This is a genomic window from Actinacidiphila rubida (assembly GCF_900110255.1).
Classification (GTDB): Bacteria; Actinomycetota; Actinomycetes; order Streptomycetales; family Streptomycetaceae; genus Actinacidiphila; species Actinacidiphila rubida.
Genome location: NZ_FODD01000030.1, coordinates 51108 through 71957, shown reverse-complemented (window position 1 = coordinate 71957; position 20850 = coordinate 51108). Strand labels below are relative to the sequence as shown.

The following is a 20850-nucleotide window of genomic DNA, read 5'->3' as shown; positions in this document are numbered from 1 at the left end:
TCGGCCCCTGCGCACCTCTTTCCGCATTACCCTGGTGGACGTCCTCGCGACGTTCGCAGACCCGACCCTCCAGGGGGACCACGTGACCGCTCACGGGCAGATCGCCGAGCCGCCGGATCTGGACCAGTTGCAGCGGCGGGCCGTCGCGTCCCGTCTCCCGGACCGCGACGAGGGCATCGTCGTCTGCGAGAACCTGGTGCGCATCTACCAGGCCGAAGGCGTCGAGGTGCAGGCCCTGCAGGGGCTCGACCTGGCCGTGTCGCAGGGCGAGATGATCGCGCTGGTCGGCGCGTCCGGCTCCGGCAAGTCCACCCTGCTGGGCATACTCTCCGGCCAGGACGTGCCCACGGCCGGTTCCGCGGAGGTGGCCGGGCACGACCTGCTGGCGATGAAGCGCCGCGACCGCCTCGACTACCGCCGCAGCACCGTGGGCTTCGTCTGGCAGCAGACCGCCCGCAACCTGCTGCCCTACCTCTCGGCGGCGGAGAACGTCATGCTCCCCATGACGTACACCGGGGTCCGCCGGTCCCAACGCCGGGCCCGCGCGGAGGAGTTGCTCGACCTGTTCGGTGTCGGCCACTGCCGGAACCGGCACCCCGACGAGCTGTCCGGCGGCGAGCAGCAGCGGGTCGCCATCGCCGTGGCCGTCGCCAACGAGCCCCAGGTGGTGTTCGCGGACGAGCCCACCGGCGAACTCGACACCGCCACGAGTGACGAGATCTTCGCCGTGCTGCGCCAGGCGAACGAGGACCTGGGCGTCACCGTGATCGTCGTCACCCACGACGCGCTGGTGTCCGAGCAGGTCCAGCGCACGGTACGGATCCGCAACGGCCGGACGACGACGGAGGTGCTGCGCCGGATCGCGACGGACGAGGACGGCGTCGAGGCCCGCGCCGCCGAGGAGTACGCGGTACTGGACCGCAACGGACGGCTCCAGTTGCCGAGGGAGTTCACCGAGCACCTGCACATGCGCAAGCGGGTGCGGCTGGCGCTGGAGGCCGACCACGTGGGCGTGTGGCCGGACGCGTCGGCGCCGCAGGCCGGCCCCGACGCGGAGGCCGGCACGTCACCGGAGGCGCCGCGCGAGGCATCACCCGGGGCATCACCCGGGGCGTAGGTCCTCCGCCGGGCGGCGCCGGCGTGCGAGGGCCGTCTCCGTGACCGCCGCGGTCAGGACCAGCGCGACCACGGAGGCGACCAGTGCCACGGTCAGTGAACCGTCGGCCCGCAGGGCGGGTTGGGCGGGACCGCCGGTGAACTGCCGCAGGTCCAGGGCCTGTTCCATCAGCCGTGGTTCCAGCAGTCCGAGCGCGGTGCCACCCACCGCGGAGGCGACGGCCAGCGGGAGCAGTTGCAGGACGTGCATCGCTCGCGCTTCCCTTCCGCCCAGCCCGAGCGCCCGCAGGAACGAGGTGGTGCGGCGCCGCTCGTGCGCGGTGAGGATCAGTTCCAGGGCGACGGCGAGCAGACCGGCCAGGGCGGCCAGCGCCGAACTGGTGGCGTAGACCGTCACGAGTCCCCGGGTCAGGCCGTCGTGGCGCAGCGTGTTCAGCGTCGCCGAGCGGTCACGGAACCGCGCCTGCGGCCCGAGGACCCTGGCCGCCGCCGACCGGAGCGCGGCCTCGCCGGCGGCGGAACCCTCGTCGTGGAGGAGCAGGACGGTGCTTCCGGAGGACTGCTGCGCCATCAGGTACTCGGCGGAGGCGGTGGTGATCAGCAGCGGTGTCCCGGCGGGGATCCGTGCCGAGAGCGGCCCGAGGAGCGGGTCGCGCAGTTCCGCCGCGGTGAGGGTGCCGCGCGGCTCCAGGGTGAGGTGCGCGCGGGGCTGCCCGTCGGCCTGGACGGTGGCGGTGAACCCGCCGGTGCGCTCCTGCGCCCGCAGGCCGGCCGACACGACGGCCGGCAGCGGAGCGCCGCCGGACGGCCGCGACGGCGGCGCGCCGGCCAGCGCGGACCGCAGGACGCCGGCGAGCGGCGACTCCGGTGCGACGGCGGCCAGTTGCCGGGGGTCCACGGTCACCACGGCGACCGGGGAGATCACCGCGCCGTCGGCCTGTCCCACCAGGGTGAGGTTGTGCAGGTTCTGGACGGCCATGCGTATCCCGGCCGTGCCCGTCAGCACGCCCGGTGCGGGTACCGTGTTCCCCTCGGTGGTCGCGCCGGCGTCGGCGCCGACGCTCCAGGCGGCGCCGCCGGAAAGGCCCAGGTCGACGGTGCGCTGCACCAGTCCGCCGAACACGGCCGTGCCGAGCGTCAGGACCATGACGAAGAGCGCCATGCCCGTCGCCGGGGCGTCGTGGGCGGCGCGGGCCACTCCGACGAAGCCGGCCGTTCCGCGACGGCGGCCGGTCCACCGCCGCACGAGTCCCAGGACCGGCGGGTGCAGGCGCAGCAGGACCAGCACCGCGACGACGGCCAGCAGCGCCGGTACCGCGCCCAGCACCGGGTCCGGTCCCTGCGACCGAAGTGCGGCCACGCCCGCGGCGCCGGCGACCAGCACCGTGCACTCCATGACCAGGCGACGGCCGCCGACGCGGATCCGGCGCGGCCGTCCACGCCGCCGGGGCCGGGACCGCTCGCGCACCGCCACCCAGGTCATCAGCGACACCGTCAGCGCCACGGCGCAGGCCGCGGCGAGCGCGATGAGCGGCTGCGGGGTCCCGGAGCTCCCGGTGGGAGCGGCGTACCGGCCGGCGGCGTAGCCGAGCAGCCCGGCGGCCGCCACCACCGGCCATGCCACGGCGCTGCGCAGCAGCACCAGCCGCGCCGTCGACGCGCCCCGCGCGCGCTGCAGCCGCAGGTGGTCCTCCCTGCGCCGCAGCAGCAGCCGCACCGCGACGGCGGTGGTGGCCAGCACGACGGCGGCCAGCGAGTCGACGGCGAACCAGGCGAGCGCCCTGGCCTGGTCGTCCTGTGCCGCGAAGTCGTCCAGCAGCGGGGTGAGGGCGTCGATCACCCGGAGGGAGCCGGTGGCCTGGCGGCCGACGTGGCAGCTGATGTCACCGGTGATCTGGTCGACTCCCTGGCACAGGGCCACGTTCAGGTCCGGACCGTACTGGGACAGGGCGCCGCTCAGCGCGCGGGCCTGGTCGACGGCGCGCGGGCCCAGGTCCGCACGCAGTTGCCAGGTCACCAGCGGGCCGGACACCCCGGCCCGGGCCAGCAGATCGGCGGCGTCGGTGCCGACCAGGCCGCGTGCGACGAGCACCGTCCCGGTGGCCCGGGCCGCTGGATGGCGCGACGGCTGGACCAGCGTCGACTGGCCGCTCCAGAAGCCGTCGGCACCGGGGGTCGGGACGAACACCCCGCTCACCTGGAGCACCGCCCGGGGAGGGGCCTGCTGGACGCCGGGCGTCGGGGTGAACCCGACGTCGAGCCGGCGGCCGGCGCCGACGCCCAGTGCTCGTGCCGTGCTCTGGGACAGGGCGATCTGCGGCGGCGTGCCCACGGGGGTGTGCTCGGCCGGCGCGTGGCCGCCGACGTAGCGCAGGCGGCCCTGCGCGTCCGGCAGATGACTGAGGGTCAGTTCGGTGCTGCTGACCGTGCCGTCCGGCGGCCGCGGTGCGGTGACGGACGCCGGGCTGTAGTCGTAGCCGCCGCCGGGGGCGAAGGTGAGGTGGCGCGCCGCGGGGCCGCCGAGCCGGTCGTGGAGCGCGCGGCCGTCGCCGAGCAGCCTGGCCATGTCCAGGCGGGGTGGATCAGAGGCGAGGACTTCCGGTGTGGCGCTGAGGGTGACCACCGGGGCCTGGGCCTGGGCGGCGGCGATGCGCTGCTTCAGCGCCCGGTCCTCCTGGCGGCCCGCGGCGGCCGGGGCCCAGGCGCACAGTGCGGTCAGGGTGGCGACCAGCACGGCCAGGCAGGCCAGCAGCGGGAGATCGCCCCTGATCTCCCTGCGGATCAGGCGCAACGTCATCGCCGCGCCGGTTGCCGGTGTTCGTGTCACGGTCCGCCGCTTCCCGGGGTTCCCCGTCGCCCGCCTCATCCGTCCTCCCCCGCACGCAGCACGCGGACGAGGTCCACGCGGGCCAGCACCCGCGCCAGCGCGAGCACGACGGCGCTGATGGCGAGGGCCGTCACCACGGCGGTGACCATGACGGTGCGCCAGGGAGTGACGAGCGGGAGCGGCGGATAGGGGGCCTGTCCGGTGTCGTCCACGGTGACCAGCGGCAGCACGGCCGACGCGAGGGCCATCCCCATCAACGCCCCCGGGAGCACCGCGAACAGTGCCAGGCCCAGTTGCTCCGCGCTCAGCAGCGCGGACAGCTTTCCGGGGCGGACCCCGATCGCCCTCAGCAGGGCGAACTCCCTTCTGCGCTGCCGCGTGGAGATCACCGCGTGGACGGTGAAGGTGATGACGGCGAACGCGGGGGCCAGGTACCTCACCATGCGCAGCACCCGGCGCAGTCCGCTGCGGAAGGGGTCGGCCTCCAGTGCCGCGGCGGTGCGCGCCGCGGTGGTCACGCCGCCCAGGGCGGGGACCGTCTCGGCGGCCGCCGCGGTGCGGGCGCTGTCGGTGCTGCTGATCCACCAGAAGGCGGGATCCCGTGGGAGGCCGCCGGCGAACGTCAGGGCCGAGGCGAGCGCGCGCTGGTCGGCGATCATCACTCCCTGGCCGCGCCCGAGCCCCGGCGGCGGGACGACCCGGCCGACGATCCTGGCGGGCACCGGACTGCCGAGGCCCAGGTCCAGCGTGGTGGTGTCGCCCACCACGAGGTGGCCCGCGCGCAGGGTCCGGGCGTCGGCGCGCACCGCGAGCGGAGCCGGGTGGCCGCCGGGCCCGGCGACGAGCCGCACGTCGCCGCCCGGGGCGGTTGCGACGGCTCCCATGTCCGCCGCGTCAGCCGGCGACTCCGGATTCCTGAGGCCGGTGCTGATCGCGGCCCTGAACACGTCGGAGCCCTCCGTACGCACCGAGCACACCCCCGGCTTGCCGTACTCGTAACTGCGCGAGGTGTCCCCCCGGCAGGCCAGCGCCACGGCTTCCGCGGCGTTCTCGGTCCGGTCGCTCCAGACCTGGCCGGCGGGCGGGCCCGCGGCCCAGCTGTCCGTGGTGGCGCGAGAGCCGATCCGGATCAGTTCCAGGTCCAGCAGAGCCGGCCGGACGCCGGGCTGCGGCAGGACGTCGACGGCCGTCACCGTCAGCGGGTAGGCACGCGGGTGGCCACCGCCCTCGGCCACGCCGAGCGGGACGGCGACGGTGTGCCTGGCTCCGTCGGCGGCGGGCAGCGCGGCGGACACGGTGCTGTCCAGACCTGCCGCGTCCTGCACGGTCAGCGCCAGCCGCGGGGCCGCGGTGCCTCCGTCGCTGCGCAGCCGCTCGTCGAGCAGGATCGCGGTCGGACGCCCGGGGAGAGCGATGCCGGCGGACCGCGCGGCCATGCGGGGCGCGGGGCCGCCGAGGGTTCCGACCAGGACCTCGGTGGCCCCGCCGGGTATGTTCGCCGTGGTCTGGGTCACCGGCGCCACGGCCGTCACCGCGGGCAGCGCGCGGTAGGCGGCGCTCAGTACGGCGGCGGGGTAGCCGTCGTCGGCTGCGGGCGCGATCCTGACGTCGGCCCCGACCGTGCTCGCGGCCTGCTCGGACGCGAGTCCGCCCAGGCAGGCGAGGGCGGTGGTGGCGAAGGCGCTGACGGAGACGGCCAGGCACATCAGCACCACCGGGCCGGCGTTGCGCGCGGCCCGCCGGCTCAGCTGCCACCCGGCCAGGGCGAGGATCAGGCCGCGGCCGCGGCGGGCGAACAGGTCGAGCAGCCGGGAGGTCAGCGGCAGCAGCCGCAGCAGGAGCAGGGCGACGGCGCCGCTCGCCAGTGCCGGCACCACGACCAGCACCGGGTCCACCGCCGTGCCGCCGAGCCCGCCGCCGATCAGGGACCGGTGCCGCCGCAGTTCGGCGTACCCCAGGACCGCGACGGCCAGCAGTGCGAGGTCGGCGCCCAGCCGCTGGGCCGCGGCGGCCCGCGCGCCGCGGACCGGCCGCATCCCCGGGGTGGGCAGCACCGGCAGCAGCACCGCCCCGGCGTGCACCAGCAGGGTCACGCCCACCGCCGCCCACGCTCCGGTGCCGCGGGGGCCGGGGTGCAGGAACCCGGCCAGGTACGGTGCCGCCACGGCGGCCGGGATGCCGGTGACCGCCCACTCGGCCGCGGCGCCGCGCAGCAGGCGCAGCGTGCCGGAGCCCCTGGCCTGCTGGAGTGCGAGCTCGCCGCGCCGGTGCACCGTCACCTGACGGGCCGCTACGACCAGGGTGGCCAGGGCGAGGGCCGCCACCATCACCATCGGCAGGTACAGCGCGGACCTGGCGGCCACGGCCGGGACCGCCAACGCGTCGATCGCGCCCGGGAGTCCGGAGGACACCGCCATGTCCTGGAGTGACGACGGCCGTCCGCGGTAGACCGACACGTCGGTCCGGCTGCCGGTGAAGGCGCGGACCCGGTCGCGCAGCCCCGCCAGCGCCCCCGCGTGGAGACGGGAGTAGTCGGGTTGCAGGCTCCAGTGGACGGTCAGGTGCCCGTTCAGAGCAGCGCTGCCGTTCAGGGCCGCCGCCGACACGACCAGCAGCTTCTGGCTCGCGCTCCCGCCGTCGGTGGCGTCCCCCGCCATGGCGGGCCAGAATCCGGCGGGGCCCGCGGTGCGGAACACACCCGTGACGCGCAGGGTCATCGTACGGCCGAAGGCGTCCTGCAGCCGGAGGCGGGATCCCGGTGCCAGGCCCAGTCGCTGGGCCAGCGGCTGGGGCACGGCCGTGTCCACCGGAGTGGTGGATCCGGTGGCGACGCGGACGTCGGGCAGCGAAGTGAACGCGCCCGCCGGCGGGTCGGCCGTCCCGGCGGGCCAGTGACCGGCGACCAGCCGGCCGAAGCCGGCCGCGCCCTGCACGGCGATCGGATGCAGTCCGCTGCCGCCGGGCTCGCGCGGCGCGCTCGCCGCCCCGTCCACGCCCGTGACCGACACCGCCGAAGCGCCCAGCAGGCCCAGGTACGTCCGTTCGGGGACACCGGCGAAGACCCGGGCCGCTGCGGCCCGGACGTCCCGGTCGGCGGCCCCCATCCCTTCGGCCCGGTACGAGGCGTTGACCGCCACCTGCGCGCCCGGGTCGGCGGCCAGCCTCCTGACCGTGCCGGACTGGACCGAGCCGCCCGCCAGCGTCGCGAGCGCGGCCAGCGCCGTCGCACACAGCAGGACGGTCGCGGCGACGGCGGCGAGCACCAGGCCGTGCCGGGTCGAGCGCCTGGCGGCGGCGGGAAGGCGCCGGCGGCGCCGGTGCGGGACACCGGGGCGCCGCGGCGCCTCGGGAGAAGCCGTAGTGACCACATGTACCCCCGTGCTGTCGACCATGTGACGGTTACGGCGTTGGCAGTCCTATCAGGCATCGACGAGGCGGGACAAGGCGAGGTGATCTTCCGCGGCCGCACACGTGTCGCCGGTACGGGGCGCTCCCGCCCGACACCCACGTGTGAACGACACGAGGCCGGCGGCCCTCGTGGTTCAGTCCGACCGCGCCGGATCCGCCTTCGCGGCCGCGACCGCCACCCAACGGACCGGCCGGATCACACGGTCCGGGCGCCTTTCGCCGAGCCCTGCGGCCCGGTAGGCGGGGAACGGGTCGCCGCGACCGACGTCATCCCGGGTCGCCGCCGCCGTGGTGTCGGGCGCCACCCCGGAGGAGCGCGCCAACGCCCATCTGGCGCTGGGGCGCGTCCTGGACACGGGCGAGCGCACGGGGGCCGACGCGGCCTGTGGCACACCGCGAAGGCGCTCACGGGGCCGGACGAGCACGTCGCCTCGCTGCTCGAGAGGGCGGCCGCGCAGGCGCATCACCGGGCGACGGGCACGGCGCGATGCGGCTGCTGACGCGGGCCGCCGAGCTGAGCGCGACCGACGCCGAGCGCATCCGCCGGCTCTCCCAGGCCGCGTACGCGGGGGGTTCGGCTCGCTGGAATGGGCGGCGGACTACGAACTGGCGCTGGTGGCCGCGGTGACCGGCGACGGGGCGACGGCGGCCCGGCTGACCGAGGGCATCGCCCGGTGGGCGCTGCCGCGCCGGGCGCAGTCGGTGGCGGCGTATGCCCACCACGTCGAGCTCATGACCGCGGTCGGCCAGGGCGACTTCGAGGTGGCCTTCCACCACGCGAACGCGATCAGCCCGGCCGGTGAGTTCGCGCCGTACGCCTGGCTCGCACCGACCGTGAGCCTGGATCTCGTGGAGTCCGCCGTGCGCACGGGGCGCCACGGGGACGCCGCCGTGGCGCACGTGGCCGCCATGGAGGAGGCCCGGCTGCCGGCCATGTCGCCGCGCCTGGCGATGCTGTTCCACGCCGCATCGGCGCTGGTCGCCGAAGGCCCCAAGGCCCCGGCGCACTTCACGCACGCGCTGGCGGTCCCGGGCGCCGACGGCTACCGGTTCGACGTCGCCCGCGTGCGTCTGCTGTACGGCTCCCACTTCAGGCGCCACCAGGCGGTGGCCGAGTCGCGCAGCCACCTGCGCCTGGCGCTCGCGGCGTTCGAGGCGCTGGACGCCGCACCGTGGACCGCGCGTGCCCGTGCGGAGCTGAGCGCGACGGCGCAGACGCGGGCCACCGCCCGTGCGCGGACGCCGCGGGCGCTCACGCCCCAGGAGCAGCAGATCGCGGAGCTGGCCGCCTCCGGCCTGACCAACAAGAAGATCGCCGAGAAGATGGCGATCTCCCACCGCACGGTGGGCAACCACCTGTACCAGATCTACCCGAAGCTCGGCGTCGCCTCGCGCGGCGGCCTCCGGGACGCCCTGCGCGCCCAGCCCGGCGGCTGACCCCTCCGCCTGCCGGCCGGCCGGGGCATCTACGGAGAGGTCGGCGTGACGAGCACCGAGGCCGGCACTGCTGGGTAGCCTGAGCGGTCAACCGGCGACGGTGGTCAGGTTGCCGGGCACGTAGGATCCACCCTGGTTGTTGAGGATCACGCCGAGCCGGTTGGTCGCGTTGATCATGGCGACGAGGGAGACGAGAGCGATCGCCTGCTCCTCGTCGTAGTGATTGCGCACCCGGGCCCAGGTCTCGTCAGTGACCCCTGCATGTCCGTCGATGATGCGGGTGCCCTCCTCGGCGAGGGCCAGAGCGGCCCGTTCGGCGTCGGTGAACACGGTGGAATGCCGCCAGGCGGCGACGAGGCTGAGCCGGGCCGCGTCCTCGCCGGCCGCGGCGGCGTCCTTGCTGTGGATGTCGACGCAGAAGCCGCACCCGTTGATCTGGCTGGCTCGCAGCTGCACCAACTCCTGGGTGGATTTGGGCAGCGGCGACTGCTGGATGACCTGGCTGACGGCGTAGATCCGCTTCCCGACCTTCGCGCCGAGCTCGGTGTCGAACAGGTTCATACGGGTTTCCATCGGGGCTTCCTCACTCATGGAATCGTGTGGCTGATGCCCATGAGGCGCCGGTCGCCGCGCTCCTGTGACACGGGGCGGATGTGACGTGGGCCACGGCATACGGCTGTCACAGAACCGGGGTCAGCGGCGTCGCCTGTAGGACACACGCCACGCGGAGCGCGACAGAAGTCGGGGAGTGACGATGATGGACAGGGATGCCGGTATCGATGCGGCCACGGCCACGGCTACGGCTACGGCTACGGCTAGCTTCGTCGGCCACCGCAAACTGCTGTTCACGGTGGCCTACGAGATGCTGGGCTCGGCGGCCGACGCCGAGGACGTCCTCCAGGAGACGTGGCTGCGCTGGTCGGGCGTCGAGCACGCCGCAGTCCGCGACCCGCGCGCCTTCCTGGTCCGCATCACCACCCGCCAGTCCCTGACCCGCCTTCGCACACTCCGCCGCCGCAAGGAGTCCTACGTCGGCCCGTGGCTGCCCGAGCCGCTGCTCATCGCGCCCGACGCGGCCGAGGACGTCGAGCTCGCGGACAGCGTCTCCATGGCGATGCTCCTCGTACTGGAGACCCTCGCGCCGACCGAGCGTGCCGTGTTCGTGCTGCGGGACGTCTTCGGCGTGGACTACGACGAGATCGCGCAGGCCGTCGACAAGACCCCGCCCGCCGTCCGCCAGATCGCGCACCGCGCCCGCGCTCGCGTCGCGGCGCGCCGCCCTCGCGAGACGGTCTCCCCGTCCCAGACCCGCGACGCACTCGCCGCCTTCCAACAGGCTGTGGAAACGGGTGACTTGACGGCACTCCTCAACATGATCGCCCCGGACGTCGTCCTCCTGACGGATGGCGGCGGAGTCGTCCGGGCCGCCGTGGAACCGGTGGTGGGCGCGGCCGACGTGACCGAGGCCCTGGCCAGGCTCAGCGGCGCCCCGCTGCAACCGACCCTGGCCAACGGCCACCCGGCCCTGATCATCCGCCGCGACGGCCGGATCGACACGATGGTGGCCCTCCGTCTGGACGCCGGCCTCATCACCGGCCTCTACGCCGTCCGCAATCCGGAGAAGCTGTCACGCATGAAACGCGAGACGGCGATAGGCCGCTGACGGCGGGACCGCCGCCTGGGTCGGCGCCGCATCGGCACGGCGTCGCGGCCCGAATCGGCGGACTTCGCCCGGCGAAGCCCGAGCCCGGCAAGGGGAGTTAGGGCCTGTCCTGTCGATCTCCGCCGTCCAGCGGTCACCGTCCGATGAAGCTCACCGTTTCCGTCATGTCCGCCCGCCCGGTGCGCAGTCGCGGCACGCCCTCCTTCTCGAACCCCACGGAGACGCCGCAGAACAGCACGAGTCCGTCCTCGGCTCCGACCGCGCGGCTGACGGTCTCCCGGTACACGGTCCACATCACCTGGGGGCAGCTGTGCAGCCCCTCGGCCCTCAACAACAGCATGACGGTCTGCAGGTACATCCCCACGTCAGCCCACTGTCCGGGCCCCATCGTCCGGTCGAGGTAGCAGAACAGGACAGCCGGCGCCCCGAACGCCGCCGCGTTCAAGGTGGCGATCTTCGTGGGCCGGTCCGGGTCGGCGCGCTCGATCCCCAGCGATGCGTACCGCTGGGCGGCGGCAGCGGCGAAGCGGTCCCGGTACGGCGAGGCGAGCCCGTCCGGGTACATCGGATACTCCCGCACATCACCCGGGTCCCCCGCCAACGCCCTGGCTGTCGCTGTCCGCTTGAGTTCGGCCAAGGGCTCACCGGTCACGACGTACAGATGCCATGGCTGGAGGTTCCCGCTGGACGGAGCCCGCGTCGCCGCGGTCAGCACTCGTTCCAGTGCCGTCCTGGGCACGGGCTCATCGCTGAACGCCCGCACGGCCCGGCGACTGTCCACGGCCTCATACACATCCACGTCTCCGCGTCCCCTCATCGGCTACGTCGTTGACGGCGCCAGCACCTGGGCCGCGGGCCACACCCTCGACCCGCGAACTGCTCGGCTGGGAGCCGACCACCCCACCCTGCCCGCCGACCTCGACGCGGGCTTCCACTTCCATCGCTGAACCGCCGGGAGGCTGGTACTCCAGCCATAGGTCGTGATCTTGGCTAGGCGATCATGCCGTCGGCTCGGGCCTGCCAGAGCAGTGTCCGTGCTTCGGGGGTGTCGAGCTTCGACAGGCCGACGGCTGCCCGGCTCGGTAACGACTCGTCAGGACCGTTGAGTTGCGCAGCCAGAATCGGCAGGGCAGCGGGAGACCGGGCTGCTGCGATGAGTTCGAGCAGCCAGCAACGCAGCCCGTGGTCGTCCTGCTCGTGTTCGAACTGCTGGATCAGCTCGTCGAGGTGCTCGGCGGCGTGCGGGAGCAGTTGGTGGAAGCCGTCCTCCTGCTGCTGCGGATCGCGTTTTCGCATCAACCGCATGGCCTCACGGAACTCCCGGGTCATGGCGGTCAGGTTACTGAGCGGCGCGGCGGCCCGCCGCCGCAGCTGACCTGGTGTCGCATTCCAGCGGCCCGGCAGGTCGGCTCCAGGATGAGCCAGCGCGGCCTCGAGCCCGGCCGTGCCCGTGAGCTGACCGACGCGTCGATCGACGTCATCCAGCGGTTGTTCCGCCGCGAAGGGCCGTTCGACCTCACCGGCGGACCCTGGCGCGGCACCGGGCTCGACATCGGCATCGACTGGGTGGCGGGCGCGCCGCCCATCGCCCTGTCGGTGTCGGGGTCGCCGGAGTCGGCGCGGGCCGCCGGGGCGCGCGGACTGGACCTGCTCACGGCCCACTTCGCCGGGCCGGCGGTGCTCGGCCGCCTGGGAGCCGCACTCGTCGAGGGGCAGGAGTCGGCCGGCAGGCCCGCCGGCCGTGACGGGCTGCGGGTCAGCCGCGTGCTGTTCGTCGGCGACACCGACCGGCAGGCCCGGGACGCGCTGCGCGCGTCGTACGAGGCCGTGATCGCCTGGGAGATCCGGCACACCCCCTGGCAGCAGGCCGACCGGGTGCCGCCGGGCGGTTCGCTGGAGGACATCACCTACGACTACCTGGTCGACTCCGGCCAGATCCTCGTCGGTTCCGCGGGCACCGTGCGTCAGATGATCGAGTCGCTGTACGCGGAAGTCGGCGGCTTCGGGGTCCTGCTGGCGCACGCCGGACGGGACTACGCGACCCACGAGGAGATCCGGCGGTCGATGACCCTGCTGGCCACCGACGTGATGCCGAAGCTCGCCCACGTGGGAGCCGTCGGAGGCGACACCCCCCCCTCCGACGGTGACGAGCGGCGCCCGCACGCGGCGCACCGGCCCTGGGCCGCCCGGCGGAGTGAGGCGCGCCCTCCGACTCGCGCGTCCCGTCCCGGCCGTCGGGCCCGCGCGCCTGTGCGCCCGCGCGCCCGTGCGGCTCAGCCGAAGCGGCCCCCCACGTAGTCGGCGGTGCGGGTGTCGGTGGGCGAGTGGAACATCCGCTCCGTGGAGCCGTGTTCCACGATCAGGCCGGGCGTGCCCTGTTCCGCCAGGAAGAACGCGCACTGGTCGGAGACCCGCGCGGCCTGCTGCATGTTGTGGGTGACGATCACGATCGTGACCTCGTGGGCGAGTTCGCGGATCGTCTCCTCGATGCGCCGCGTGGACGTGGGGTCCAGCGCCGAGCACGGCTCGTCCATCAGCAGCACCTTGGGACGGATGGCCACGGAGCGGGCGATGCACAGCCTCTGCTGCTGGCCGCCGGACAGGGCGCCGCCGGGCTGCCGCAGCCGGTCGCGGACCTCGCGCCACAGCCCGGCCTTGGTCAGGCACTCCTCGACCAGCGCGTCCCGGTCCGAGGCGGACATCCGCAGCCCGGTGAGTCTCAGGCCGGCGGTGACGTTGTCGTAGATGGACATCGCGGGAAACGGGTTGGGCTTCTGGAAGACCATGCCGATCTGCCGGCGGGCCTCGGTGAGCCGCCGGCCCGGGGCGTAGACGTCCTCTCCGTCCAGCAGGACCTCTCCGGCCAGGGCCGCGCCGGGGACCAGCTCGTGCATGCGGTTGAGGATGCGCAGGAACGTCGACTTGCCGCAGCCGGACGGGCCGATCAGCGCCGTCACCCGGCCCGCGGGCATCGCCAGCGACACCCGGTCCAGCACCTTGCGGTCGCCGAACCAGGCGGAGATCCGCCGGGCGTCGAGGCTCGCGCCCTGGACGGCTGATCCTCCGTCGGGGCCGGAGCTGGGGCCGGGGGCAGGGGCGTACGGCGGCAGCGGCATGGTGGCCTCGGCCCCGGTCGGGAACTCCGTCACGGTACCCGCGGCACCGGGACCGGCGGGCCCGGCGACGGCGGCCTCGACGGCGCCGGTCCCGTTGTCACTGCTCTGTCGGTTCACTGGGTCCTCACATCGAGTTGGGAAGCAGCAGGGCCACGTCGTCCGCGACGAGGAGGCCGAGGAGGGCGAGCAGGGGGACGCCCACCACCCAGGTGTGCGGCCGTCCCCAGCGCAGGTGCGCCCAGGTGAGGGCGGCGGCCGCGAGGACCAGCGCCTGGCCCCACAGCACCAGCGGCAGCCAGCCGTCGCCCTGGACGGCCATCGGCTTCTCGTCGGCCGGCAGCGCGCCGCTCGCGACGGCGGGTGCCGAGGCGGGCTGGGCGGTGGAGACGAGGTCCGCGTCGACCCGCAGGATGCCGCGCGGCATGAAGGGCGTGCCGTCGGCCGTGATGAGGGTGAGCCGGCCGGCGCCCGCGGCGAGCGGCGAAGGCTGCGGATCGCCGCCGCGGCGCACACCGAGCACCCGGTAACGGGCGGTCCCCTGGCCGGTGGTCACCGTGAAGGTCTGACCCGCCCGCAGTTCGTGCAGGCGCCGGAACGGTCCGCCGTACGTGGCCTGGCGGCCCATGATCACGCTGACCCCGGCCTGCCCGGGCAGCGGCGTGTCCCGGCGGTGGCCGGGACCGCGGGCCAGGATCCGGGACGTGGTGCCCTCGTGGACGACCTCCCGGACGTGCAGGGACGGAATCGAGAGCACGCCGATGAGCGCGCCGGACGTGAACGGCTTCACGCCGGGTCCGGCGTCTGCGGCCGTTCCGGGAGCCGACGGGCCGACGGGCGCGGTGCCGTTGGCGAGGTCGCCGCGGAGTGTGGCGTAGTCGACCTGCCGGTCGCGGGTGTGCCGGACGTCGCTGAGCACGCCGACGTCCGCGACGAATCCGAGGAGCAGCGCCGCGAGGATGCTCAGCGCGGTGGCGGCCACCCGCACGCCGGGCCCGGCCGGGCGCGCGTCGCGCGCCCGGCCGGCCGGTGCCGTGGGGGGCCGGTCCGGGCCGGCGGCGGGAGCCGCGGCCCGGACGGTGGTACCGGTGGGACTGGCGGGACCCGTCATCCCACTCTCACAGCCTTCGACGTCGCGCTCCCGTCGGCGTACCCGGAGCGTTTGGCGGTGACCTTGACCGAGATCAGGTGGCCGTGGTCGGCGGAGGTGAGCAGGTACGTCGAGTGGACGGCGCCGCGGATGGCGTGCCCGTCGCGCAGCCAGACGTAGGTGTACGTGGTGGCCGCCGGGCTCCAGGAGCCGTTGCGGGCGGTGATCCGGTGTCCGGTGCGGACGGTGCCGCTCATCGTCGGGCGGACGGTGTCGTGCAGCGCCGGGCCCAGGGCCACGGTGACGCCGGGGCTGGTCGCGGTGGTCCGGCCGGTGCTGTTGGCCGCGGTCGGCCGGCAGGCCACCTTGTGCCGGTAGTCACTGGCCGTCAGGGCGCGGGTCCTCGCGGTGGAGCCGCTGATCGCGACGCCGTCGCGCAGCCACGCGTACGTCACCGACGCCGCACCGCCGAACGTCACCGAGCAGGTCACGGTCGAGCCGACCCGCACGGTGCCCGTCACCTTCGGTGCGGTGACGATCGCCGGCGGCTTGACCTTGACGGTGTAGGACGCCGTGGCGGACGTCGACGGCAGGAAAGCCGCCGTGTCGGACGGCGTGAACCGCGCGCCGAGGGTGTGGGCGCCGACCGCGAGCGTGCCGGTGGTCAGCTTGGCCGTGCCCGCGGTCACGGGGACCGGAGTGCCGAGCGCCTTGGTGCCGTCCAGGAACTGCACGGAGCCGGCCGCGCCGGCCGGGGCGACCGCCGCGGTGAGCGTGACGGGCGTGCCCTGCACGACGGGGCTCGCCGGGGACACCGCCAGGGCGGTCGTCGTCGCGGCGGCGGGCGCGGTGTTCTGGTACGTGGTGTTCGAGGTGAACCAGATCGACGTGGCGAACGTGCCGAACGTCGCCGAGCCGAACGCCGCACGGCAGGTGAGCGTGAAGTCGTACCGTCCCTGCAGGGTGGTGAAGCCCGCGGTGCCGGCGTAGTCCCGCATCGTCGAGGACAGCGGCACCACGATCCCGCCCTCGGGCGTGGTCCCGTAGGTGGCGATCGGCGAGTTGCCGACCACGTTCTGGCCCGCGGCCGGGAAGCCCGAACCGGCCACCGACACGATGAGGTTGGTGGCGTCCGACGGGCACGGACCCGCGGTGGTCAGCTGCACCCCGCTGGTGTCGGTGCCCGTCGCCGGGGACACCTCCATGGCGCCGGGCGCGTCGGCGCGGGCGGCGGCGCCGAGCGCCACGGTGCCCGCGGCGAGGAGTGCCGCGACGAAGACCGCGAGGGACCGGCGGGCGGCTGTGGGGCGGGCGGCTGTGAGCATCATGCTGGCCTTCCTCCGGTCAGTCGTCGAGCGCGATGTCGGCGGTCTGGGTGCGGCGCCGGCGGGTCTGCCACACGGCGCCGCCGCCGGCCAGCAGCAGCACCGCCGCGACCGAGCCGATCACGGCGGCGTCGGAACCGGTGGACGCCAGCGAGCCCTTGCCGCCGACCGTGGTGGACACGCCCTGGGACGAGCCGCCGCCGGTGGAACCGCCGGTGGAGCCGCCGGAGGCCGTCGCGGTGTCGGTGGGCGCGGGCGTGTCCGTGCCGGTCGGCGTGGGGGTGCCGGTGTCGGTGGGCGTGTCCGTGGGCGTGTCCGTGTCGGTGGGCGTGCCGGTCGGGGTCGGCGTACCGGTGTCCGTCGGCGTGCCGGTCGGCGTCGGCGTGCCCGTGTCCGTCGGCGTACCGGTCGGGGTGGGCGTACCGGTGTCGGTCGGCGTACCGGTCGGCGTCGGCGTGCCCGTGTCGGTGGGCGTACCGGTCGGCAGGCTCGGGTCGGTGTTCTGGTACGCGGTGTTGGACGTGAACCAGACCGAGGTGCTGAAGTCGCCGAACGTCGCGGAACCGAAGGCGGACCGGCAGGTGAGCGTGAAGTCGTACCGGCCCTGGAGGACGGTGAAGCCCGCGGTGCTGGCGTAGTCCCGCATCGTCGAGGACAGCGGCACCACGATCCCGCCCTCGGGCGTGGTCCCGTAGGTGGCGATCGGCGAGTTGCCGACCACGTTCTGGCCCGCGGCCGGGAAGCCGGAACCGGCCACCGACACGATGAGGTTGGTGGCGTCCGACGGGCAGGCCGCGGACGTCGTCAGCGTCATGCCGCTGGTGTCCGCGCCCTTCGCCGGGTCGACGGTCATGGTGCCGAGCGCGTCGGCGTGGGCGGTGGAGGCGGCCATGACGCCGGCCGCCGCGCCGCCGGCCAGCACGATGGAACCGAGTCCGGCCGCGGCCGGGCGTGACAAGCGTGGGAACAACACGATGGGTCTCTCCTCCTGCGATGCGGTCTCGGGTGACCGCGAGCGTGACGTGGGGTGGAACGGGGTGCGGGTCCGGGCGCGCGTGCGGATCTCCGGCGTGCGGCGTGCCGCACGCGCCCCGGCGTGGATCCGGCGGTCAGTCGCCGGTTTCGGCGCGGGCGCCGGCCGCCCGGCGGGCGCGCACCCACCGAACGGCCCCGAGGGCGAGCACCAGGAAGGCGACGGCGAATCCGGTCACCGACCCGGCGACGAGCGGGGAGTTGGAGTGCCGTGCGGTGGACGCGGCGGTGGTGGCGGTGCCGTCGGTGCCCGGTGCCGCAGGCCCAGTGGCGGGCGGCTGCCCGGCCGCGTTCGGTGCGGTGGCGCCGGGGGCGGCCGGCCCGCCGGTCGCGGCCGGGCCGGACGGAACCGGCGTGGCCGGCGATCCGGCCGGGTGGGAGGGGCCGGGGGCGGCGGGCGTGGCGTTCGGGTCCGGGCCCGGGTCGGTGCCGCGCGCGGTGGCCGGGTCGGCGCCGGCCGCATGCGTGCCGTCGCGGTAGGCGCCGGTGGAGGCGAACCGCAGCGAACCGGTGAAGTCCTGCTCGCCGTTGCGGTCGAAGGCGCCCTTCAGGCACGTGACGGTGAAGGTGTAGGTGCCGTGCAGCTGGGTGAAGCCGGCGGTCGTGGCGTAGTCCCGCATGGTGTAGGTCAGCGGGATCGACAGGCCTCCGCCGGGGGTCCTCGGGTACGTGGCGACCGGGGAGTTGCCGACGACGATCTGGCCGCCGCGCGGGAAGCCGGCGCCGGTGACGCGGGCGATCACGTACGTCGCGGAGCCCGGGCAGGGCGCGCCGGCGGTGAGCGTGATCGGCTGGGTGGAACTGCCGTGGCCGGGCGTGACGGTGAGCTGTCCCCCGGCAGCCGCCGCGGCGTGCGGCGCGCCCGCCCACAGCACCGCGGCGGCCAGCGCCATCGCGGTCGGGGCGGCGGCGCGCGCACGGCCCGGGCGGCGCAGGCCGAGCGTGCTGGTACGGGCGATGTTCCGGCCTGCGCCGCCGCGGCGGCGCAGGAACCTGACGAGCAGCAGGACGGCGGCGGCGAGCAGGATCAGCAGGGCGGCCAGCAGCGTCCACGGCACGGCCCAGAAGCCCGCCGAGGCGGTGGCGCGGGGCAGCACGGTCGGCCCGACGTCGCCGCGCACCGTGCCGGGGTCGGCGGTGACGGTCGTGGTGTCGCGCACCGTGAAGCGCACTCCGGTGGCGGTGGTGGTGATCACCAGCCTGCTGCCGGGCAGGAGTTCGGGGACGTCGCGGGGCTGGGCGACCTTGGCGGAGCCGCCGAACAGGTCGCGGACGCGCACCGTCTGACGGGCCGACAGCCGGACGTTGCCGGTGTTGTGCAGGGTGTACGTCACGGTGGCGGAACCGGAGCCGAAGGGGTTCGCCGTGCCGTGGGCGGAGGTGTGCAGGTTCTCGACGGCGAGCCGCGGCGTGAGCTGCCCGGCCACCCGCAGGTAGACGCGGGCGCCGACGCGCTGGTCGACCTTGACCTTGTCGCCCTTGGCGTCGGTGCGCACCCCGGACAGGGACGCGACGATGCCGCCGGTGTGGTCGCCGGGGGCGGCGTTCGCGGGGACGGCCAGCTTGAACGGCACGATGACGCGGCCCCGGCCGGGCACCGTCACCTGGTGGGTGCCGAGGGTCACCCAGGCGCCGGCGTCGGTGGACCTGCGGCCCGCGGCGAGCAGGTCGAAGCCGCCCTCGGTGGTGTTGATGGCATCGGCGGCGTAGACGCTCAGGGTCAGCGGCCGGGTGCTGTAGTTCCAGATCGCGAGGTGGTCGCCGACCGCGGCGCCGGGCGTCACCCCGTACGAGAAGTCGGGCCGCGCGTCGGGCTTCCCGGCCGTGGACGGCTGGACGCCGAAGGTGGCGCGCCCGGCCGGTCCGGCGTCGTGCGGCGCCCGGCCCGATGCCGGCGCCGGTGCGGTCCGCGGGAGGGGGCCGGCCGGGAGGGCGGGCGTGGCCGACGCGGACCCGGCGGCGGGCAGGACGGAGAGGAGGCCGGCCGCCAGGACGGCGGCGAGACGGCGTACTGAGCTCTGGATCATGTCAGGTCGTCCGATCGCGGGCAGGGCGGCGGGGCGCTGGCGGGAGGGAGGGGCGTGGAGTGCGGGCGCGCCGGACCGCGGGGTGCGGCCGGAGGTGCGCGGGGTCGGGTGTGCGTGCCGGGTGCGGGGCCGGGACGGGAGTGGCCTCCCGTCCCGGCCCCGGGGGCGGTCGCGTCAGGCGCGGCCGCCCCCGGGTCGTCCGGTCAGATGGCCGTCAGGGTGAGGGTGGCGGTGTAGGTGCCGGCCACGGTCGAGGTGGGGACGTTCAGGGCCAGGCCGGCGCCGAAGTGGGCGGTGCCCAGGCCGGAGCCGGTGGCCAGCGAACGGGAGGACTTCAGGCCCGCGGTGCCCGGGTCGCCGGGGGCGACACCGGCCGCCGCGGCGACCGGGGAGCCGGCCGTCACGGTCTGGGCCACGGACTTGTCCACGACGTTCGGGGTCCAGCCGAGGTTCTGGCCGTTGATGGCGTGGGTGCCGCCGTCGGAGAAGTCCGAGACCTGGCCGCTGACGGACCAGCCCGGGTTGCCGGCGCGGGTGTCGGTCAGGGTGACCGGGTTGATCGCGCCCGCGGTGGTCAGCAGGTCGCCGTCGGCGTTGAGCACCGGCGAGGGCAGCGTCACGTGGGGGTTGTCCACGCTGATGACCAGGGCACCGGCGTCGACGGTGGTGGTGATGTCCTCGGAGGCGGTCACGCCCGCGAAGGCACCGACCGTGTACGGGATCGCGGCCGAGTCGGAGCCGAGGTAGGCCGCGGGGTTCGCCGGGACGAAGGTCGCGGAGAACGCGTGCGCGCCCGTGCCCAGGCTGCTGGTGGCGTAGGTCGCGGTGCCGGCCGAGACCGGAACCGTGGCCAGGGTGGTGGTGGTGCCGGCCACGGTGTCCTGGAACTTCACCGAACCGGCCGCCGCGGACGGCGCGACGGTGGCGGTGAACTGCACCGGGCTGAACTGCGCGGCCGTGCCGGCGGGCGAGACGGCCAGCGCGGTGGTGGTGGGCGTGGCCGGTGCGGGGTTCACGGTGTAGGCCACGGCCGAGGAGACCGACGTGTTGAACTGGGTGCCGGCGGGGGCGAACTCCGCGGTCAGCGTGTGGCTGCCCGCGGTCAGGTTGCTCGTGGTGAGCGCCGCGGTGTCGTTGCTGACGGCCACCGGGTTGCCCAGCGCCACGCCGTTGTCCTTGAACTGGACCTGGCCGGCGGTGCCGGCCGGGCCGACGGTCGCGGTCAGGGTGACGGGCGAACCCGCGGTGACGGGGCCGGCCGGGGACACCGCAAGCGTCGTGGTGGTGTCCGTCTTCTTGCTCGGGTCGGTGTTCTGGTACGCGGTGTTCGACGTGAACCAGACGGAGGCCGGGAAGTCGCCCAGGCTGGTCGCGTTGAACGCGGTACGGCAGGTCACGGTGAACGTGTACTGGCCGGTCAGGGTGGTGAAACCGGCGGTGTTCGCGTAGTCCCGCATGGTCGAGGACAGCGGGATGACGAGGCCGCCGGTGTCCGTCTGGCCGTAGGTGGAGATCGGCGAGTTGCCGACGACGTTCTGGCCCGCGGCCGGGAAGCCCGAGCCGGTGACCGACACGATGACGTTGGTCGCGTTGGCCGGGCACGGGTCCGACGTGGTCAGGGACATGCTGGAGGTGTCGGTGCCGGTGGCCGGGGTGACGACGGCCGTACCGATCGCGGCGGCCTGCGCCGACGGGGCCACGAGCAGGCCCACGGCGGTGACGCCCACCAGGCCCGCGAGCCCGCCCACCAGGGCTCGCGAGATTCTGTTCTTCAACACTGTCGTGCTCTCCCTCGGGGAAGGAATTCGAAAG

General features: G+C 74.9%; 15 protein-coding genes. 4 read left to right on the top strand and 11 right to left on the bottom strand.

The window, feature by feature from the left end; translation table 11 throughout:
* Positions 1 to 82: 82 nt before the first annotated feature.
* On the top strand, positions 83 to 1117 hold the full coding sequence (locus BMW99_RS27125; RefSeq protein ID WP_407640324.1) for an ABC transporter ATP-binding protein: 1035 nt from the start codon (positions 83 to 85) through the stop codon (positions 1115 to 1117).
* Here BMW99_RS27125 and BMW99_RS27120 read toward each other — a convergent pair.
* Positions 1103 to 3943 (bottom strand): FtsX-like permease family protein, encoded by a 2841-nt coding sequence (locus BMW99_RS27120; RefSeq protein ID WP_245791639.1) that lies wholly within the window; start codon positions 3941 to 3943, stop codon positions 1103 to 1105. The genes BMW99_RS27125 and BMW99_RS27120 overlap by 15 nt on opposite strands.
* Positions 3944 to 3978: 35 nt before the next feature.
* Positions 3979 to 7335, bottom strand: a complete 3357-nt coding sequence (locus BMW99_RS27115) for an ABC transporter permease (protein ID WP_245791638.1) — start codon at positions 7333 to 7335, stop codon at positions 3979 to 3981.
* 631 nt (positions 7336 to 7966) lie between these two features.
* On the opposite strand from BMW99_RS27115, the gene BMW99_RS27105 reads away from it, so the two are divergent.
* Complete coding sequence (locus BMW99_RS27105; RefSeq protein WP_069465509.1) at positions 7967 to 8788, top strand: helix-turn-helix transcriptional regulator; 822 nt, start codon at positions 7967 to 7969, stop codon at positions 8786 to 8788.
* An 87-nt stretch (positions 8789 to 8875) separates the two neighbouring features.
* On the opposite strand, the gene BMW99_RS27100 is transcribed toward BMW99_RS27105, so the two are convergent.
* Positions 8876 to 9361, bottom strand: coding sequence for a carboxymuconolactone decarboxylase family protein (locus BMW99_RS27100; RefSeq protein ID WP_069465508.1), 486 nt, complete (start codon positions 9359 to 9361; stop codon positions 8876 to 8878).
* Positions 9362 to 9542: 181 nt separating this feature from the next.
* On the opposite strand from BMW99_RS27100, the gene BMW99_RS27095 reads away from it, so the two are divergent.
* A complete protein-coding gene (locus tag BMW99_RS27095) occupies positions 9543 to 10451 on the top strand; it encodes an RNA polymerase sigma-70 factor (RefSeq protein ID WP_069465507.1) in 909 nt (302 codons plus the stop codon).
* Positions 10452 to 10584: 133 nt separating this feature from the next.
* On the opposite strand, the gene BMW99_RS27090 is transcribed toward BMW99_RS27095, so the two are convergent.
* Entirely contained in the window at positions 10585 to 11250 is a 666-nt protein-coding gene (locus BMW99_RS27090) for a nitroreductase (protein WP_069465506.1), read from the bottom strand.
* Positions 11251 to 11441: 191 nt separating this feature from the next.
* Entirely contained in the window at positions 11442 to 11780 is a 339-nt protein-coding gene (locus tag BMW99_RS27085) for a HEAT repeat domain-containing protein (protein ID WP_069465505.1), read from the bottom strand.
* An 87-nt stretch (positions 11781 to 11867) separates the two neighbouring features.
* Here BMW99_RS27085 and BMW99_RS27080 point away from each other — a divergent pair, with 87 nt between their 5' ends.
* The gene (locus BMW99_RS27080; RefSeq protein ID WP_069465504.1) at positions 11868 to 12749 is read left to right on the top strand and encodes an LLM class flavin-dependent oxidoreductase; all 882 of its coding nucleotides are present in this window, start codon (positions 11868 to 11870) and stop codon (positions 12747 to 12749) included.
* On the opposite strand, the gene BMW99_RS27075 is transcribed toward BMW99_RS27080, so the two are convergent.
* The 6 genes from BMW99_RS27075 to BMW99_RS27050 all read right to left on the bottom strand — a co-directional run bounded on the left by BMW99_RS27075 (position 12725) and on the right by BMW99_RS27050 (position 20816).
* Positions 12725 to 13684 carry a phosphate ABC transporter ATP-binding protein gene (locus tag BMW99_RS27075; RefSeq protein WP_245791637.1) on the bottom strand — a complete coding sequence of 320 codons (960 nt, stop codon included), beginning with the start codon at positions 13682 to 13684 and terminating at the stop codon, positions 12725 to 12727. The genes BMW99_RS27080 and BMW99_RS27075 overlap by 25 nt on opposite strands.
* A 7-nt stretch (positions 13685 to 13691) precedes the next feature.
* Positions 13692 to 14675 carry a sortase gene (locus BMW99_RS27070; RefSeq protein ID WP_079176192.1) on the bottom strand — a complete coding sequence of 328 codons (984 nt, stop codon included), beginning with the start codon at positions 14673 to 14675 and terminating at the stop codon, positions 13692 to 13694.
* Positions 14672 to 15982: an Ig-like domain-containing protein gene (locus BMW99_RS27065; RefSeq protein ID WP_069465502.1), complete on the bottom strand. Its 1311-nt coding sequence runs from the start codon at positions 15980 to 15982 to the stop codon at positions 14672 to 14674. Before BMW99_RS27065 ends, BMW99_RS27070 begins: the two co-directional genes overlap by 4 nt.
* 16 nt (positions 15983 to 15998) lie before the next feature.
* On the bottom strand, positions 15999 to 16952 hold the full coding sequence (locus BMW99_RS40305; RefSeq protein WP_143080570.1) for an LPXTG cell wall anchor domain-containing protein: 954 nt from the start codon (positions 16950 to 16952) through the stop codon (positions 15999 to 16001).
* Between the two features lie 136 nt (positions 16953 to 17088).
* Complete coding sequence (locus BMW99_RS27055; RefSeq protein WP_075017712.1) at positions 17089 to 19038, bottom strand: hypothetical protein; 1950 nt, start codon at positions 19036 to 19038, stop codon at positions 17089 to 17091.
* Positions 19039 to 19241: 203 nt separating this feature from the next.
* Complete coding sequence (locus tag BMW99_RS27050; RefSeq protein ID WP_143080569.1) at positions 19242 to 20816, bottom strand: Ig-like domain-containing protein; 1575 nt, start codon at positions 20814 to 20816, stop codon at positions 19242 to 19244.
* Positions 20817 to 20850 lie beyond the last annotated feature (34 nt).